14 protein-coding genes are annotated in these 17,836 nt (G+C 45.4%); 9 read left to right on the top strand and 5 right to left on the bottom strand.

From position 1 onward, the window contains the following. Positions 1 to 82: 82 nt before the first annotated feature. Positions 83 to 2,254, bottom strand: a complete 2,172-nt coding sequence (locus AC3CKG_RS18385) for a metallophosphoesterase (protein WP_488529741.1) — start codon at positions 2,252 to 2,254, stop codon at positions 83 to 85. Between the two features lie 510 nt (positions 2,255 to 2,764). Here AC3CKG_RS18385 and AC3CKG_RS18390 point away from each other — a divergent pair. From AC3CKG_RS18390 to AC3CKG_RS18410, 5 genes are all read left to right on the top strand, one after another. Then, positions 2,765 to 3,913 carry an S-(hydroxymethyl)glutathione dehydrogenase/class III alcohol dehydrogenase gene (locus AC3CKG_RS18390; protein ID WP_017064961.1) on the top strand — a complete coding sequence of 383 codons (1,149 nt, stop codon included), beginning with the start codon at positions 2,765 to 2,767 and terminating at the stop codon, positions 3,911 to 3,913. Positions 3,914 to 4,070: 157 nt separating this feature from the next. Then, positions 4,071 to 4,910: an S-formylglutathione hydrolase gene (gene fghA / locus AC3CKG_RS18395; protein ID WP_102285554.1), complete on the top strand. Its 840-nt coding sequence runs from the start codon at positions 4,071 to 4,073 to the stop codon at positions 4,908 to 4,910. A gap of 161 nt (positions 4,911 to 5,071) precedes the next feature. After that, complete coding sequence (locus tag AC3CKG_RS18400; RefSeq protein ID WP_012601126.1) at positions 5,072 to 5,404, top strand: DMT family transporter; 333 nt, start codon at positions 5,072 to 5,074, stop codon at positions 5,402 to 5,404. Between the two features lie 145 nt (positions 5,405 to 5,549). Next, entirely contained in the window at positions 5,550 to 5,951 is a 402-nt protein-coding gene (locus AC3CKG_RS18405) for a hypothetical protein (RefSeq protein WP_102340444.1), read from the top strand. Between the two features lie 235 nt (positions 5,952 to 6,186). Then, positions 6,187 to 6,924 (top strand): NUDIX hydrolase, encoded by a 738-nt coding sequence (locus AC3CKG_RS18410; protein WP_488529742.1) that lies wholly within the window; start codon positions 6,187 to 6,189, stop codon positions 6,922 to 6,924. Positions 6,925 to 7,066: 142 nt separating this feature from the next. Here the strand turns inward: AC3CKG_RS18410 and exaC are convergent, their stop codons facing one another. Continuing rightward, entirely contained in the window at positions 7,067 to 8,587 is a 1,521-nt protein-coding gene (gene exaC, locus AC3CKG_RS18415; RefSeq protein ID WP_004732897.1) for an acetaldehyde dehydrogenase ExaC, read from the bottom strand. 355 nt (positions 8,588 to 8,942) lie between these two features. On the opposite strand from exaC, the gene AC3CKG_RS18420 reads away from it, so the two are divergent. Both AC3CKG_RS18420 and AC3CKG_RS18425 read left to right on the top strand, forming a co-directional pair. Beyond that, the gene (locus AC3CKG_RS18420; protein WP_488529743.1) at positions 8,943 to 10,733 is read left to right on the top strand and encodes a sigma-54-dependent Fis family transcriptional regulator; all 1,791 of its coding nucleotides are present in this window, start codon (positions 8,943 to 8,945) and stop codon (positions 10,731 to 10,733) included. A 402-nt stretch (positions 10,734 to 11,135) separates the two neighbouring features. Then, a complete protein-coding gene (locus AC3CKG_RS18425) occupies positions 11,136 to 13,250 on the top strand; it encodes a methyl-accepting chemotaxis protein (RefSeq protein WP_488529744.1) in 2,115 nt (704 codons plus the stop codon). A 141-nt stretch (positions 13,251 to 13,391) separates the two neighbouring features. Here AC3CKG_RS18425 and AC3CKG_RS18430 read toward each other — a convergent pair whose 3' ends face one another. After that, complete coding sequence (locus AC3CKG_RS18430; RefSeq protein WP_488529745.1) at positions 13,392 to 14,243, bottom strand: LysR family transcriptional regulator; 852 nt, start codon at positions 14,241 to 14,243, stop codon at positions 13,392 to 13,394. 117 nt (positions 14,244 to 14,360) lie between these two features. Between AC3CKG_RS18430 and AC3CKG_RS18435 the strand changes: the two genes are divergently transcribed. Then, positions 14,361 to 15,008: a glutathione S-transferase family protein gene (locus AC3CKG_RS18435; protein WP_488529746.1), complete on the top strand. Its 648-nt coding sequence runs from the start codon at positions 14,361 to 14,363 to the stop codon at positions 15,006 to 15,008. A 77-nt stretch (positions 15,009 to 15,085) separates the two neighbouring features. Here the strand turns inward: AC3CKG_RS18435 and AC3CKG_RS18440 are convergent, their stop codons facing one another. Next, positions 15,086 to 15,319: a helix-turn-helix domain-containing protein gene (locus AC3CKG_RS18440; RefSeq protein ID WP_488529747.1), complete on the bottom strand. Its 234-nt coding sequence runs from the start codon at positions 15,317 to 15,319 to the stop codon at positions 15,086 to 15,088. 10 nt (positions 15,320 to 15,329) lie between these two features. Next, positions 15,330 to 15,878: a DUF2975 domain-containing protein gene (locus tag AC3CKG_RS18445; RefSeq protein ID WP_017075204.1), complete on the bottom strand. Its 549-nt coding sequence runs from the start codon at positions 15,876 to 15,878 to the stop codon at positions 15,330 to 15,332. Positions 15,879 to 16,183: 305 nt separating this feature from the next. Here AC3CKG_RS18445 and AC3CKG_RS18450 point away from each other — a divergent pair, with 305 nt between their 5' ends. Then, complete coding sequence (locus AC3CKG_RS18450; protein WP_488529748.1) at positions 16,184 to 17,626, top strand: AGE family epimerase/isomerase; 1,443 nt, start codon at positions 16,184 to 16,186, stop codon at positions 17,624 to 17,626. Positions 17,627 to 17,836: the final 210 nt, after the last annotated feature.

Genomic DNA, 17,836 nt, shown 5'->3' on the forward strand with positions numbered 1-17,836 from the left:
CTACGCTTAGACAAAAAAAGAGCCCACTAATTCGTGGCTAGCAGACCCTTCATCAATCTAATCATCTAATCGGCAAAAGCGCTTAATTTTCAGACGTTGAGCCTCTTAGGATATCGCGCTTCACTTCACCTTTAAGATCGGTCAGGGTTTGCTGGTCGATATCAATCAAGAAGTGGTCACTTGCTTGGCCTGTTGCGAATTTTTCAAGAATCACGAACAAGCTACCGAAACGAGAGCGGAATACCTCTCCCACTGTATATTGGCCAAGATCACCTAGCTCTGAATCTACCGTGCCATCAAACTCGGCAAGCTCGCGGCTTAGCAGTTCGTATTGGCGCAGTTGTGTTTCACCGATGTCACGGAACGCCAGTTCGTCTGCATTACGTAGTCTGTAGAAATCCGTCGCTAATAGCTCACCGCTCCACTCTGCAAAGTCAGCTAAGCTTAACCCCTCAGTAGATGCCAAAACCTCAGCTTCTACTTTGGCAGCCTGCCAATCTTGTTGGAATTGCTCGTAGTCATCAACACCATTTTCAACGCAAGTTCCTACGTCATAGCCCAGTTCATTTGCTAGCTGGCAAACCGTAAAATTGGTTTCTAGCTGAGACATGATCATCATCTCTTCACCGTTCATGTGCATGATCATTTCACGCATTTCGATTGGCCAATCACTAGGAAGGAAACGCAGACGCGTTAATTCACGGATATGCCAGTCAGTCAGTTCGTAGTAGCTCTCTGAATCCAGAATATCTTTGTTCCAGATCTTAGCTTCTGCATCAGGATCTCCATTCGCAGCTTGAGTAAGGTATGCATGCTCTTCTTCGTAGTGACTAAACAGTTCGTTGTAACGTTCAACTTGATCGATAACCACAGTCTCGACCTCAATTTGGTTATCAGGGCGAATGTTCAGCAGCTTGTAAGCTGGGATGTAACCCGCTAACGATGGCGCTTGGATATTAAAGAGCGTGTGCTGAACACCATCGATATTGAAGCTTTTCTTACCAGTATCGTTAAAGTGCATGTGACCGCCAACGTGGATATTTAAGCCCGTTGCAGCCAATGCACGGCTGGTATTGTCATCCGGTTCACGAGCCAATTGATGGCTTCCTTCACCAAACAGATCTTCAATCTCTTCAGAAGCGCCGTTGTAGAAGTCAGTCATAGGGAAGTGCGAGAAAGAGACAAGCGTTTTATTCTGCTCTTTCGCTGCTTTTACAACATCAGAGATCCAATCGATCACGTGTTCTTTGTGAGTCAGCATCATGTTATAGCCTGCGCTGCTTGAACCATCAAACGTGTCGCCATCGACAGAGTTATCAGACGAGTTTTCTTTAGGGCGATAGACATTCGCGTCAATGGCCAATAACCACAGCCCTTTAACTGGCTCAACTAAGTAGCTAGTATCAGGCACTTCAGAACAACTTGTGTAGCCATTCTCTTTATAACTACCACCTGTGCCTTCATAACAGATCTCGTACATACGTTGGTCAAAAGCCGCTTCTTCTTTGGCTAAATCATAGCTGTAGTTAGCACGAGCTTGGTCACTACTGTAAGGCGTTTCAAAGTAGAGATAATCTCGCTGAGGATAGAAACCGTGAGTGCCTAAGATACCCATGATCTCTTCATAGCCCCATTCGCGAACTTCTTCAGTACAAATGGTTGCTAGGTTATCGCCGTCACCGGGAATGGTTGTCCACTCATCCTCATAGCCAACACACTCTTCCTTACCCCGACTATAAATACGTTGGTTCTTACCCCCTTCTCCCAAAAAGTCCGACTTACCCGCAGGGATAGTAAAAGGACGAACGGGATCGTGGTTGCCAGGCGCCGCAAAAAACTCAAGGCCGTACGTGTCACGATAGTGGTCAAAAATGCTCACTAATCCACGCATATGTACTGGCTGACCGTCGTCACTGAAGTCCCCCGGCAGTGCTACGTACTTCACACCGCGCTCAACCACATCATCAAGCGCTGCGATCATCGCAAAATAGTTTTCGTTGAATAGACGGGTAGAGTTCATCTGAGACTCCATCGTTCTGATCGTTGCATTCTTACCACTGATTGCATTCGGCAACCCTGCGAACGAGCCGTCCTGAAAATCACCGTAAACATCATGGAAATGGATATCAGGCATGAACGCCACTTGCACTGCGCTATCCATATTGCCGCTGTCATCACTTGGCGAACTTGAATTGCAACCGACCAAAGCTGTTGCTATCAAACCTGACAGTATGGTCAATGTACTCTTTTTCATTTTCTCTTCCCAAAAAGTTAGAACTCAAAATTTGGCGAGGAGATTAGGTGAGAAAAATGACACTATTGTTTCTGATATCTTACAAAACGTCGCATACAGAGTGCTTATGCGACATTGCTTCAATCCTTACAATTCAATTGGTTAGTAACGATCATGAGTATTGATGACTCTACCGTACGAATCAGTTATTAATATATAAGCCGCCATAAGACAACCACCCAAACATCAATGGTAGCTATGCATTCAGACTATTTGGATAAGTAGCCCTCCATCCAAAACCGACTCGATCCGAATAAAGTAATCACTGGGAAAACAGATCAGCTTTCTATACCAATTATTACACATACGTAATAATAATTTTCTATTTAAGGGGATTATCAAAACACGCACTCACACCTATACTAGCTCCAACAAAACGAGAGAGCGGAAACAATTAAGCTCAACTACGCTTAACGGGTTGAATTTAATTGCACGGTTATCCGCTGTACTGACATATATAGGAAACATCCAATGACAATCGAAATTAAACCTGGTCAAACTCATATCAAATCAAAAGCAATGGTTGCATGGGCAGCTGGCGAGCCACTAAAAATGGAAGAAGTTGATGTACAACTTCCTAAAGCTGGTGAGGTTCTAGTTCGCATCGTTGCTACTGGTGTTTGTCACACTGACGCATTCACATTATCAGGTGACGATCCAGAAGGTATCTTCCCTTCAATCCTTGGTCACGAAGGTGGCGGTATCGTTGAGATGATCGGTGAAGGCGTTACAAGTGTTGAGATTGGCGACCACGTTATCCCACTTTACACAGCTGAATGTGGCGAATGTAAATTCTGTAAATCTGGTAAAACTAACCTATGCCAAGCCGTTCGTGAAACGCAAGGTAAAGGCCTAATGCCAGACGGTACAAGCCGCTTCTCTATCAATGGCGAAACAATTTTCCATTACATGGGTTGCTCTACTTTCTCTGAGTACACAGTACTTCCAGAAATCTCTCTAGCGAAAGTAAGCAAAGAAGCCCCTCTTGAAGAAGTTTGTCTTCTAGGTTGTGGTGTAACTACGGGTATGGGCGCGGTACTTAACACAGCTAAAGTTGAAAAAGGCGACAACGTTGCTGTATTCGGCCTAGGCGGTATCGGTCTATCTGCAATCATTGGTGCTCGCATGGCTGGTGCTGACCGCATCATCGGTGTTGATATCAACGAGAGCAAATTCGAGCTAGCAAAACAGCTTGGCGCGACTGACTGCATCAACCCAACTAAATTCGACAAGCCAATCCAAGACGTTATCGTTGAGATGACAGACGGCGGTGTTGAGTACTCTTTCGAGTGTATCGGCAACGTAAACGTGATGCGTCAAGCACTTGAGTGCTGCCACAAAGGTTGGGGCGAATCGGTAATCATTGGTGTTGCGGGTGCAGGCCAAGAGATCGCAACTCGTCCATTCCAACTAGTGACTGGTCGTGTATGGCGTGGTTCTGCTTTCGGTGGTGTTAAAGGCCGCTCTGAGCTTCCAGAAATCGTTAATCGCTACATGGCGGGTGAGTTTGGTCTTCAAGAGTTCATCACTCACACTATGGGTCTGCAAGACGTAAACGAAGCATTCGACCTAATGCACAAAGGTGAATCTATCCGTACTGTTCTACACATGGATAAATAATTATCCTTGGTCTCGATACCTCGGTATCGAGACCACAGTTCTGACTTAAACATCAGAGCGAAACTGTCTTCACCACCTCCTGCCCGGTGGGTGGTGAAACTTTAAGTGATATAGACAAATTTACTCCCAAAACCATCAACCTAACGGAGCACAATAGATGACAATCGAAAACATTAGCCAAGCAAAGGTTGCTGGTGGTTGGCACAAACAATACACCCACTTTTCTGCAACGCTTGACTGCAACATGCGTTTTGCGATTTTCTTGCCACCTAACGCAAGCAAAGAAAACCCAGTTCCTGTTTTGTATTGGTTATCAGGCTTAACCTGTACCGATGAAAACTTCATGCAAAAAGCCGGCGCGTTCAAAGCTGCGGCTGAGCAAGGCATCGCTATTGTTGCCCCAGATACAAGCCCGCGTGGCGAAGGCGTTGCCGACAATGAAAGCTACGATCTCGGCCAAGGTGCAGGCTTCTATCTGAATGCCACTCAAGCACCATGGGACAGCCATTACCACATGTACGATTACGTGGTAACAGAGCTCCCAGCTTTGATTGAATCTTTCTTCCCAGTAACGTCTGTGAAATCCATTTCAGGTCACAGCATGGGCGGGCACGGTGCCCTAACGATTGGTATCAAAAACGAAGATAGCTACCGTTCTATCTCCGCATTCAGCCCAATCACCAACCCAATGCAATGCCCTTGGGGACAAAAAGCATTCAACCAATATCTAGGCTTAGATATTGAAGAGTGGAAGCACTACGATGCCTCTGAGCTTCTAAAAACCAAAGGCACCAAGCTGCCAATGTTGGTTGACCAAGGTGAAGCCGATAACTTCTTGATTGAGCAGCTTAAGCCTGAGCAATTAGTCGAAGCGGCTAAGGTAACCAATGCCGATTTAGAGCTACGTATGCAGCCAGGTTACGACCATAGCTACTTCTTCATCTCTAGCTTTATTGATGAGCACATTGAGTTCCACGCAGCTTACCTAAACAAGTAGTCACACCGATTTAGCCCACACCTTGCAAAAGCGTGAGGTGTGGGCTTTTTTGTGCCTGCTGTTTGGGCAAATACGCTGTGACTAAAGAGCTGCAACAACGATTAACACTTTCAAATACCCCGCTATACCAACAAAAAACAATACAACTAAAAGGTACGACTATGAGCTGGTTTTTCTTAATGATGGGCGTGATGGCGGAAGCACTTTCTCACGTAGCACTTAAAGCAACCGACGGTTTCAGTTTGTCTAAACCCATCCCTGCTCTATTAGTGATTTCAGGACATTTGGCGGCATTTCTATTTTTGAGCCAAGCCATGAAAGGGATGCCTGTAGGTGTGGTTCACTCTTTATGGGCGGGCTTGGCTATCGTAACCGTGAGCTTGATTTCTACGTTTGTTTACCGCCAGCACCTCGATACTATGGTGTGGGTTGGTATGTTATTTGTGGCAGCAGGTGTTGTGATGATCAACCTATCTCAAGGCCACTCGCACTAGTGTAGATGGTGACTTATTAACAGTGTGTCAATTCATTCAAACTTCCTAACAGACAGGTGTCGCCTTCACTTATTCATACTCTTACAATCAGCAAATCAAACCTGTTACCATAGCGCCTTCAACATCACCTATTTTGAAGGTTGCTATGAAAGCAATTAAGACTCTTTTCTTCCTGATGGTTTTACTGAGCGGTCTGTTTACCGCTTGGCTGTTTATCCCAATTCCCGCGACCATGGACAAGCAAACGCTCGATGTTCCATTAACGGAACCGTTCAAGCTTGTAGCGTACCGCAGCAACCCGAATGATGCGAGCAAGCCGCTGACTTACCACTACTATGTGATTTCAGATGTGGTTGGCGTGGACGACATGGACCCGTTTCTGATTACCACAGACCAATTCGTGAAACTTGGCGAATTCGACGAGAACACGTTCAATTTAACGGTTAACGGCAAAATCGAGAGCTACACCAACGATTTGTGGATCAAAAAATCTGACGGCAAGCTTCAGCACTGGTACGTGAGTATTGATGCAAACTATGTTCGTTAGCGTCGAACCCAAATAGACCCGATTTAAAACTGCGCTTTGGCTTCCAAGCGCAGTTTTTGTTTCTAGCGCAATTTTTGTTTCAAGCCGCCCGCCTTAAACTCTCCCTCACTTTTTACCCACCACTGCCGTGCTCTTAAAAACGCTACAAGCAGAGCAGGTTTTATAAGCCCTTAAGATGTTATAAGCTCCACCTATGCTCGACTCCCTATAAATCAAAAATAATAAAGGAACACCCGTGGAATTTACGCTCGACAAATTTAACGGCATCATCATCGACCCAGCAACAACCCCTCACGATGCTGACTCTTTCAATGCCGAACTCAGCGAGATCACCGAATTTTCAAAGCAGAATAACAAAGGCATCATTTGGGTTAGCTTGCCTATTTCACTCTCGCACCTTATTCCGGTGGCGACTGAACTTGGCTTTGTGTTTCACAACTGTCTAGAAGACGAAATTACGCTGATCCACAAATCCGAGATGGTAGAGTTTGTGCCTTTCATCCCGACCCACACCTTGGGTGCTGGCGCGTTGATCACCAACGAACACAACCAAGTGCTGATGATCAAAGAGCATGGTATGACTGGCTACAAATTACCGGGCGGCCATATTGAGTTGGGTGAAGGCATTGAAGAATCGGTAGTTCGAGAAACCTTGGAAGAGACAGGTATCGAGGCAACGTTCGTTTCTGTGGTTGGCATGGCGACGAGACACCCGTATCAGTTTGGCAAATCGAATCTCTACTTTATTTGTCACCTTATCGCTAAAACTCAAGAGATCGCGATTCAAGACACTGATGAAATTGCAGAAGCCAAATGGATTGATGTTGAAGAGTATATTAACAACCCCGACAGCTACCCGTTTAACCGCCAATTGGTCGGTTCTCTGATAGGAAAGCAAGGTTTGGAACTCACTCAGTTAGAAGGCAACTATGGCCCTGTCCACAAGCCAGAGATCTTCTTTTCGAAAAGCTAGAGCGATTCAGATATAAAAACGCCCAATTCGAATGAATCGGGCGTTTTGGTTTTACTTTTTGTTTTTCTTAATTAAGCCAACTGCGTTGTTAGTTATTCTTTGTACCCATGATTCATTCTCATACTTTTAGAACGAACCTGTATTAGAAGAAGCCCAACGGATTAGTATCGTAGCTGATCAACAGGTTCTTCGTATTTTGGTAGTGATCGAGCATCATCTTGTGTGTCTCACGGCCAATGCCCGATTTCTTGTAACCACCAAACGCGGCATGAGCTGGGTAAGCGTGGTAACAGTTCACCCAAATACGCCCCGCTTCGATGTTACGACCCATGCGATACGCTAGGTTTGCATCACGCGTCCACACGCCAGCACCTAAGCCATACTCGGTGTCATTGGCGATCTCTAACGCTTCCGCTTCATCTTTAAACGTCGTTACTGCGATAACAGGGCCAAAGATCTCTTCTTGGAATACACGCATCTTGTTGTGTCCTTCCAGCATGGTTGGCTGAATGTAGTAACCGTTGCCGAGATCATCTGGTTGCTGCGCGATTTCACCACCGGTTAGCACTTTCGCCCCTTCTTGACGACCGATTTCTAGGTAGCTCAAGATCTTATCGAACTGTTCTTTAGAAGCTTGTGCGCCCACCTGAGTATCGGTATCTAGCGGGTTACCTTGTTTAATAGTTTGAGCACGCTCGACCACCTTGGCGATGAACTTGTCATACACCGATTCATGGATCAACACACGTGATGGACAGGTACACACTTCACCTTGGTTGAAGAACGCAAGCAGCATGCCTTCGACACACTTATCAAGGTATTCGTCTTCATGGTTAAAGATATCTGGGAAGTAGATGTTTGGAGACTTACCGCCAAGCTCAACCGTTGATGGAATCAAACTTTCAGCCGCACATTTCAGGATATGATGGCCGACCTCTGTTGAACCAGTAAACGCCAGCTTCGCCAAACGATCGCTGGTTGCTAACGCTTGACCCGCTTCGCTACCAAAACCATTCACGATGTTGACCACGCCTGCAGGTAGAAGATCAGCGATCTTCTCCATCATCACCAAAATCGATGTCGGTGTTTGCTCGGCGGGTTTCATCACCACACAACAGCCCGCAGCCAGTGCGGGTGCCAATTTCCAAGCCGCCATTAAAATCGGGAAGTTCCAAGGAATGATCTGCCCCACCACACCAATAGGTTCTGGGAAATGATAACTTGCGGTGTTTGAATCTAGCTCTGCTGCGCTGCCTTCTTGCGCTCGAATACAACCCGCAAAGTAGCGGAAGTGATCGACAACCAAAGGAATGTCTGCTGCCAAAGTTTCACGCACAGGCTTGCCGTTTTCCCACGTCTCAGCGACTGCGATTTCTTCTAGGTTCGCTTCAATGCGGTCGGCAATTTTAAGCAGGATGTTCGAGCGCTCAGTCACGCTAGTCGCCGCCCAACTTGCACGAGCAGCATGCGCGGCATCGAGTGCCAAGCTGATATCCGCCTCGGTTGAGCGTGCCACTTGGCAATACACCTGACCATTCACTGGGGAAGTGTTATCAAAATACTCGCCGCTGACAGGCTTCACCCACTCGCCACCGATAAAGTTATCGTATTGCGCTTTAAAGTTAACCACTGCGTTATCACTACCCGGCTGTGCGTAAATCATAGTTAGATCCTTCTTAGATTTTTAGTCGTTGTTCATTCGTTATTGAGCTTATGTTGTCGAGCTAGCATGGCGGCTTCTCTTGAGAAGAGGTCTCGTGAGAAGAAAGCTCGTAAGAAGAGAGCCACCATGTTTATGCTTTCTGTTTAAAACACTGATACTTCGTGTTTTCTTCACAACAGTAACAACGCAAATCACACGCCAGAACTTCAAAACTTGTTGTTAATAAATTGTAAAACTATGATTACCAAACGTTTACAACCCAAAGTGAGTTGGCATTGAACGGACGTATGGAAACCACTCCAGTGTTCAACTGTTCCAAATTGGTACACCCTCACTGTTACGACATGGAACAGTCATGCACCTTCAACAAGCAAACACCTCAGATTGGCTTTCATCCTCTTGGCACCGCAGCACAGAAGCGGGTCTAAAACAGAGACGACTTCCCGAAGACATTCGCCTGCCACAATCGATTCTTAAACAGCGACGTCACCAATCTTCGAGCTTAATTCAAATAGTCGAACGTAATGCTCTACCTCTGTTTAATCAGATGTTTGCACGCACTGACAGTCGTTTGATTTTGACCGATATTGAAGGCGTCATTCTGGCGAGTTGGGGACAGGAGCGGTTTAAGGAGAAGCTGACGTCAATTGCACTCAGCTCTGGTGCGTGTTGGCAGGAACAACTTAAGGGCACCAACGCGATTGGCACAGCGATTGTTGAAGCGAAACCAGTATCCATCATTGGCGAACAACACTTCATCCACCAGCATCGATTTATCAGCTGTTCAGCAAGCCCAGTGTTCGATCATCAAGGGCAGATGGTTGGTGTGTTAGACATCACCAGTGAGCAGCAACAACACGACAGTTCCGTCCAATTACTGGTTCAAAATATGGTTCAGCTTGTTGAGAACCAGCTACTGAGTCACATCCCGCAAGGCACCACTCGTATTGACCTCGCGTGTGAGAAATCACTACTGCACAGTGGTTGGCAAGGGATAGTAATAGCCAATGAGGCTGGCGAGGTAGTAGCGCACAACCAGGTCGCCTCTCAACTGCTGGATCAAACCTCGATCGTTGGCGAATGCATAGATACCCTCTTCAATCGAACTTCATTAGATACACCTTTTGTGTTTGAGAAACAGCATCTCAAACAAACAACCACCAAACGCACGCGCTCCATTTCAGAATCGTGTGATCTGCACCATGGCGAACAACAAATTGAACACGCTTGGCAGCAAGCCAACAAGGTTATCGACAAAGGGATCAGTTTGTTGATCTTAGGAGAAACAGGGGTTGGTAAGGGCGAATTTGTTAAAGCATTACACAAACAGAGCCAGCGTAAATCGTCACCGTTAGTTGCGGTGAATTGTGGCGCGCTACCGAAAGATCTTATCGAATCAGAGCTGTTTGGTTACGCGCCGGGGGCTTTTACTGGCGCAAGCCATAAAGGTTTCCAAGGTAAGATCCGCCAAGCAGACAAGGGAATTCTGTTTCTCGATGAAATTGCCGACATGCCATTGGAGGCTCAATGTCGATTGCTGCATGTTCTGCAAGACAAATCCGTAGTGCCTGTTGGCTCAAATCAGAGCTACCAAGTCGATTGTCAGATCATCGCCGCGACGCATAAAAACCTAGAACAGTTAGTTGCAACCGGAGAGTTTCGACAAGATCTCTTTTACCGCCTAAACGGCTTGGCCTTTACTCTGCCAAGCTTGCAACACCGACAAGACAAGCACGCCTTAATCGAGCACATTCATCGTAAATACGCAGAAGACGAACAGACAATCTGCCCGCACTTAATGAGCTTACTGTGCGCCTATTCTTGGCCAGGCAATATTCGTGAGTTAGATAATTTACTTAAGGTCGCCGCCCTACTCGCGAGTGATGAAGCACAGCTCACCTTAGAGCACGTGCCTAGCCACCTTGCTCAACATCTCACGTCATTAGCGCAAGATGATCATCATAAGTTCATCACAACCAATGCCACCAAAGGTACAGCGAATTCCGATTTAAGAAGTACCGTTGAAGAAACCTTGTTGCAAACCTATCAAGCTAACCAAGGCAATATCAGTAAGACATCTCGAATACTGGGCATCAGCCGTAATACCATTTATCGAAAACTGAAAAGCTTAGGCATTCTTCAATAAAACATGAACCATGATTTGGCTGCTCTAATTGAGCATCCAAAGTAGAAACACACACTTTATAAGTGGACATACTGTGCTTCGGACTAAATTAAAGTGTGAGTAAAGTCACGTAATAAGTAATCCATATTCAGGGCACCCTCAAACTACAACCTCTTGATTTACCGACAAATAAATATCATTAATAAATTTAAAAGATCAATGAATACAAATAGCTAATGAAATACTAACGGCCATTTCCCTACCTTATAGAACCCACCTACAAGATATAAATCTGAGCACTATGCAATCCTATTTATAATTTTGATCACCCTATTCTTTTTGTGTTCATTATTTTGAATTTTCCATTCACTTATCTTGTTTAAAATCTCTGGGAAATTACCAATATTTGGCTATAGGGATCATATGTTTAACAGTATACGAACGCGAATTGCGGTGAGTGCAGGTGGAGCAATGGCTTTCACTCTGTTGATCGCAATGGGCATGACCACCAGCGCATTTACCGATGTGAACAAACAAGTCACTGAAAAAGTAAAGACGCAGCTGACAGACGCCACAACGACAGATTTGCAAAACACAGCCATTCAACAAGGTTTGAACATTGCTAACCAACTTGATCCTGTCCTAGCAAACCTTAAGCAAGCACGATCCATTATTGAGTTAAGTTCAGAAACCAACGCAAGCGCAGACCTTATCGTTAAACAGTTTACTGCCGCCTTGGAAGCACAAAACAAAGCTGTATTTGCTGGCTACATGGTGTGGGAGAACAAGACTTGGCCACAACAAACCGATCTGAATAACGAGATCAGCTTGGACACCGAATTAGGTTTTAACAGTCAGGGCTACCTTGCGCCTTTCTTCTCTCCAAATGATCAGAACAGCTTTGATGCCGTCGCAATGGAGAGCTTTAGCAATACCGAGCTAAACAGCAACGGTGAGCGCAAAGACGACTGGCACTTAATGCCATACCAAACCGGTAAGACATTTGTGATGGAACCCTATTTCTATCCAGTTCGCGGTAAGCAAGAGCTCATTACTACCATCAGCCAACCAATCAAACAAGACGGGAAAATCATTGGCTCAATTGGTTTTGATTTGTCTTTGTTTGAGCTTCAAAGCCAAAGCGAATTGCTTGCACGTAACTTGTTTGATGGCGAAGGAAAAATCCTTATCACATCATGGAAAGGCATAACGCTGGCTAACAGTCGTACTGGAAACATGGTGGGTAAAAGAGTCTCTTCTGAATTGGAATCAGAATGGTCGACAATTCAATCTATCGCTAAACGAGAAGGGGCTGGTCTTGTTAATTTCGGCGGCGATGAGTACGCAATTACCGCAATTAACACCAGTGATGCTCCTTGGGTAGTCATGGTATCCGTTCCCAGTAGTCACCTTACAAAAAGCGTCGACGATTACACGCAATGGAGTGATGCACAGAATTCAAAAGCACTTGAAAAAGGTGTGTGGGCGGGGATCATCGCAGCTCTTCTAGGCATAGCTTCAATGGCATTCATTGCCAATTCTCTGGGCAAAGTGCTGAACAATTTAGTGGATCGCTTTAAAGATGCAGCACAAGGCGAAGGTGACTTAACTTACCGTATTGAAGTGAAAGGAAAAGATGAAACTGCTCAGCTTGCACACTGGTTCAATACCTTCCTATCTCGTATGCAAGAGATGCTACTTACCGTGATGGTAACAGCCGACCAAGTAGATAAAAACGCAACAGAAGGTCAAGCTCGTGCTGAAGTTTCACGTGACCAGTTGAACTCTCAGGTTAACGAGGTGAACTCACTTGCGACCGCGATCAATGAAATGAGTGCAACTGCGCAAGAAGTGGCAAGTTCAGCGGTTCAAGCAGCCGCAGCCGCAAGCCAAGTACAAAGTAATAGTCTCAATGGCATGACACGCATGGACAATGCCGCCAGCGCTGTAGACAGCTTGGCTGTGCAGGTTAACGATGCGCAGCAACAAACACAGAACCTAGTCGATTCGAGCACCGCTATTCAAGGTATCTTGAGCGAGATTGGTGGTATTGCAGAACAAACAAACCTACTAGCGCTTAACGCTGCGATTGAGGCTGCACGTGCGGGTGAAGCAGGACGAGGCTTTGCTGTCGTGGCAGATGAAGTACGTAACCTCGCAAATCGCACTCAAGGCTCGACAGAAGAGATTCGCTCGATGCTGGCTCGCCTAGAGCAAGAGACCCAATCTATCGTGATATTGATGGAGCAAAGCCAGAAGCAAGCGAACGATACCAAAGGCGAAACTCAAGCTGCACACCTCGCCTTGTCTGAAATCAACCAAGCAATTGAAGTGATTAACGACATGAACAATCAGATTGCTTCGGCTGCTGAAGAGCAAAGCTCAGTGTCAGAAGAGATTAACCGCAATGTAGTGATCATCAATGACACCGCTGTGGAAGTGATGGACACCATGACATCATCAGTAGCAATCAGTAACGAACTGACCGTAAAAGCTGGAGATTTACACGGAGAATTGAGTAAGTTTAAGCTCTCTTAACGCACGTTCAGTCTTCCATAAAAATAAGGCCGAGAAACGCAATGTTCTCGGCCTCTTCATTTCTTAATTCCCGCTCAGCTTCAAACTCATCGATTACAGTTCATCTATTAGATTTTACGGAACCAAGCTCGCCTAACAAAGCTACTCAGAATCCAACTCCACAAGTTGATTAAGCACTTCTTTATCTAACACTGGGTGATGTTTGCTCGCTAGGATCAGCACAATATCCACCGAAGGCAGTGGCGGCATATCCTCAAGAATTTTCAAATCCGGAGTCACGCTGAGCTTACCCATTGCACCAATCGCTAAACCCGCTTTGACGATGGCTCGCTGCGCCGAAGCCGTATTACTGCACGCTAACAACTGATAAGGCGTAACTTGCTTAGTTAAACCATTCACTGCTGCAGCATGATATTTGCAGTCCGTTTGAAACAAGGCCAATGGAACAGGCTTGGAACCATCAAACGCATAATCAGGGCTACTAATCCAAACCCCAGTATCACTGGTGAGCCAATGTCCCTCTTCGCTGTCGGGCGCTCGAGTGACAATTGCGGCATCGAGTCGACCATCATCCAACCACTCTCTCAGCGTAATGCTGGGCAGGCTAAATATTTGGATTGAGCACGTAGGCTCTGCTTGCTGTAACAGGCGAATCACTTTCGGCAGAATGGTGTCGTTATAGTCTTCCGGACACCCTAACCTAAGTGGCTTTTTGTCTTCATAACGCTTTACTTGCTTTAGCGCGGTATTGTGGAGGGCGACCAACTGTTCGGCATGAGAACGTAGCGCTAAGCCCGCTTCAGTCAGTATTAAATTACGTCCTTCTTTCTGGAAAAGAGTCACGTTGAGTTCTTCTTCCAATTTGCGCATCTGCGCACTGAATGCCGATTGGGTGCGGTTGATCTGTTTCGCGGCACGCGTAAAGCTACTGGTTTCTACAAACGCGAGAAAGCCTCGCAACGCATCAATGTCCATATTAAAATCACCACCCATCGTTTTTATTAATGTATTGCATCAAAATTATCCGTTAGTGCCTCGCAATACAATCCCCTAAGCTCAAATGCATGCCCCTAGGCTCAATACATACCCACTAAACGCAAGGAAGCAACTATGCAGCTTTATATTGGAAACCAGAACTACTCAACTTGGTCACTGCGCGCATGGCTGATATTCGACAACTACAACCTCAACGCAGAAGTCATTAAGCTCAAGCTTTTCACCTCTGATTTCTATGACACTCTGGAGAAAGTGACACCAACGGCAAAGGTTCCAACCCTAGTTGATGGTAACGTTGCGGTGTGGGATTCATTGGCCATTCTCGAATACGTTAACGACGCCCACTTGAACGGTGCAGCGTGGCCCAACTCAGTGAACGAACGCGCCCATGCCCGAGCAATTTCCGCCGAGATGCACTCTGGATTTTTTGCCGTCAGAAATGAAATGCCGATGAACTGCCGCGCACAACGAAAGCTCACACTCAGTCAAGAAACACTAAAAGACATCGCTCGTATCGATGCAATTTGGTCAGCGCAAATGGAGCAACATCCAGAAGGCTGGTTGTTTGGTGATTGGTCGATTGCCGATGCGATGTTTGCACCTGTGGCATTACGCGTAGAAACCTATGGTATCCAACTGTCAGAGAAGGCATCACAGTATCAACAACGTGTGCTTAACAGCCCATCGATACAAAAATGGTTGGCAGAGGCAAGCTTAGAAACCGATGTGGTTGAAGAGGACGAGGCAGGCGAGTCTATATAAATAGTTAGCAATGAGTCTCGATAAGGGCATCGAGACTCGTTCAATATTAGATGATTAGAAAGCGATTTCCTTACCGGCTATTCTTCAGCAACGCTGCCTTGATGATCATTCGGTTCAAACTCCAAAATATCACCAGGTTGGCACTCTAAAACTTCACACAGCTTATCGAGTGTCGATAGCCTTACCGCTTTGGCTTTACCATTTTTTAATACTGATAAGTTGGCTTCAGTAATCCCAACTTCTTTTGCCAATGTCTTCAATCGCATTTTTCGTTTGGCCATCATAATGTCTAAATTAATGCGGATAGTCATGACAAGTCCTTTAAATGGTTTGGCTATGTTCGTCAGCCAGAATATAACCTTCTTTCATCACCCATGAGATGATCAAAATAATTATACCCAATATCAGTGTTAAAAAGTCCATACCAACAAAACTAATCTCAAAGATACGTTCACCTGGTGGATTATTGAACGACAGAATCACTGACATCAATGAACCATAGATAACTGAACCTAATACCCAATAAAACAGGCTATATCCGAGCTTCTGGTAAGACATTGCGTTTTCTAAAGAGAAGATTTCACCTCGCTCATAGTTACGGAATAAACGTATCAGAACCATCAGTGCGTACATAAGGATGCTCGACATCAATAAGCTTGTGAACGCAGCAACGATTCTTGTTGTCATAGTAAGCGGTAACATCGTGAAATACCCGATGTCGTAGGTAAGATAAAAAATGCCCGTCGCACTAATAAAGTCATAGGGAGTCTCAACTGTTAGCCAGAAGTAGCACACCATTATAGGGGTAAGTACAAAAAGGGATTGCAATAGCATACGTACACGTCGGCTTTGTTTTTGGATGTTGGACATACTTAGATTCCTGTTGAATTGACGAAGGGGATATTAAGATCAAAACAAATGATGATCAACAAAAAATTATCGATAAACGATAATTTTATATCGATTTAAGTTTAGTGACATAAGGCTAATCTAGTGCGTATTCTGTCAATAAATTGAGATAACAACCGCCGGGTTCTAAAGCTTCAACCCAATAATCCATTTTCATCAGACTTCCATTTACTTCCTAATAATTTGATCGATTGTGATCACCGAATCACAATGTGCAGATGTGATTGTTTATATTCAACGAAACTCAAATCATTAAGATAAACATCATGTTACGAGCAACGATCGCATTACTCAGCGTGGCCAGTTTCACTGTATCTGCCAATGTCACCCTTCCCTCCGGAGAAGACTGGATCAATCATGCCTCTGAAGGACTGGCACCTTACTGGCTAATGCCTAGTGCTCAGGGAGAACCGATAGGCAACTTCCCGACATTTCGTTGTGATGATGGCACCTTGCTCGATGTGTCTGATGTGTGTCCTGAATTAGACAGAGGCTGGATCATTCCCCACTTCGGCAAAGAATTTACGCGCATGAAATCACGTCAAACTTATGCCTATGGCGTGCTCTACCATCTTACCGGAGACAAACAGGCTTTAGCGCTTGCCAAACAAGGCGCCTACTACCTCATTGATCAACTAGAAGATAAGAAAAATGGTGGCTTTATTGGCTACACAAAAGAGGGCAAAGCTGGTCAGAATTGGCAGCAACGTACCTCTCAAGATCAAGCGTATGCACTAGTAGGCCTCGCAATGTATTACTACCTGACGCAAGACAAAAAGGTGGAAGAAGCTCTCATCGCCCAACAAGCGTTTATCTTTGATAAGTATCGACTTAGCGACAACAGTGGTCTTGCTTGGGTACTTACTGACGGTGAAGATGGAAAAGCCACACGACGTGAATTAGTCGCGCAACTTGATCAAATTAACGGTTACATGCTGTTAGTCGCCCCTTTGCTGAAAGAGCCCACCAAATCAAAATGGCTTGATGACCTAAATTGGCTAACACAAGCTATGATCGACCACTATCACTCTGAAGATGAACAACGCTACTACGGGGCTATTCACGATAAATCTGCGATGATGCCCAATGCCAATCACAATGATTTTGGACACACCATTAAAGCGTATTGGATGACTTATCTGACAGGCCAAACATTGGATAACTCTGAATGGAAAGAGTTTGGCATCAAAGGGATGAAGCACACCTTAGAGCAAGCTCAATACCAGAAAGAGTTCGTGAGCGTGTCCCAATATTTTGGCGAGGAACTTCAGAATGCGTGGAAAGGACAAGAGATTACAGGTTGGCAAAGCAGGCCAAACACGAATTGGGCATCATCATGGGAATGGGCAGAGCTCGATCAAGCAGCCATGACGGTATCGCTTGTCGATGGTTCAATGAAAGACGTCCTGCAATACACGCTACCGACCTTTCATGATGTGTGGGTAGATCATAAGTACGGTGGCGTAGGGCTTGAACCTAAACGCACTAAGGCTTTCCATTGGGGTAATGGCTATCATCAATTTGAACATGCGTTAATTGGTTATTTGTATGCTCAGCAAGTTGACGCTAAACCCGCGGTCTTGCATTACGCAAGGCCAACCAACAGCAAGATGCCAATGGAACCTTACTATTATCAAGGTGATGTGGTTAAGCTGGAGAGTCAAGTTGATGGAACGCAGAAGGTCAGCTTCAATAACATTCGACCTTAGCGTCTGATACTCACTCGTCGATACTTTTAGCAGAGGTTAACCGTTAAGACGGAAGATATGAGTGACTAGCCGTTAGCAAAGCCTGAGAAGAAAATATGCTTTTCAGGCTTTTGAAATACAGTCGAACGCATTTATTGGTAGGGTTTAAAATTGATATTTGAGCAATGGAACCCTATTGGGTCTCAGTTCAGAAAGCATAAGGCCTTGCGA

This window comes from Vibrio sp. QJM3NY_15 (assembly GCF_057785995.1).

Coding starts and splice junctions, on each gene's coding strand:
- AC3CKG_RS18385 (WP_488529741.1), bottom strand. CDS start 2,254: ATGAAAAAGAGTACATTGACCATACTGTCAGGTTTGATAGCAACAGCT.
- AC3CKG_RS18390 (WP_017064961.1), top strand. CDS start 2,765: ATGACAATCGAAATTAAACCTGGTCAAACTCATATCAAATCAAAAGCA.
- fghA (WP_102285554.1), top strand. CDS start 4,071: ATGACAATCGAAAACATTAGCCAAGCAAAGGTTGCTGGTGGTTGGCAC.
- AC3CKG_RS18400 (WP_012601126.1), top strand. CDS start 5,072: ATGAGCTGGTTTTTCTTAATGATGGGCGTGATGGCGGAAGCACTTTCT.
- AC3CKG_RS18405 (WP_102340444.1), top strand. CDS start 5,550: ATGAAAGCAATTAAGACTCTTTTCTTCCTGATGGTTTTACTGAGCGGT.
- exaC (WP_004732897.1), bottom strand. CDS start 8,587: ATGATTTACGCACAGCCGGGTAGTGATAACGCAGTGGTTAACTTTAAA.
- AC3CKG_RS18420 (WP_488529743.1), top strand. CDS start 8,943: ATGCACCTTCAACAAGCAAACACCTCAGATTGGCTTTCATCCTCTTGG.
- AC3CKG_RS18425 (WP_488529744.1), top strand. CDS start 11,136: ATGTTTAACAGTATACGAACGCGAATTGCGGTGAGTGCAGGTGGAGCA.
- AC3CKG_RS18430 (WP_488529745.1), bottom strand. CDS start 14,243: ATGGGTGGTGATTTTAATATGGACATTGATGCGTTGCGAGGCTTTCTC.
- AC3CKG_RS18435 (WP_488529746.1), top strand. CDS start 14,361: ATGCAGCTTTATATTGGAAACCAGAACTACTCAACTTGGTCACTGCGC.
- AC3CKG_RS18440 (WP_488529747.1), bottom strand. CDS start 15,319: ATGACTATCCGCATTAATTTAGACATTATGATGGCCAAACGAAAAATG.
- AC3CKG_RS18445 (WP_017075204.1), bottom strand. CDS start 15,878: ATGTCCAACATCCAAAAACAAAGCCGACGTGTACGTATGCTATTGCAA.
- AC3CKG_RS18450 (WP_488529748.1), top strand. CDS start 16,184: ATGTTACGAGCAACGATCGCATTACTCAGCGTGGCCAGTTTCACTGTA.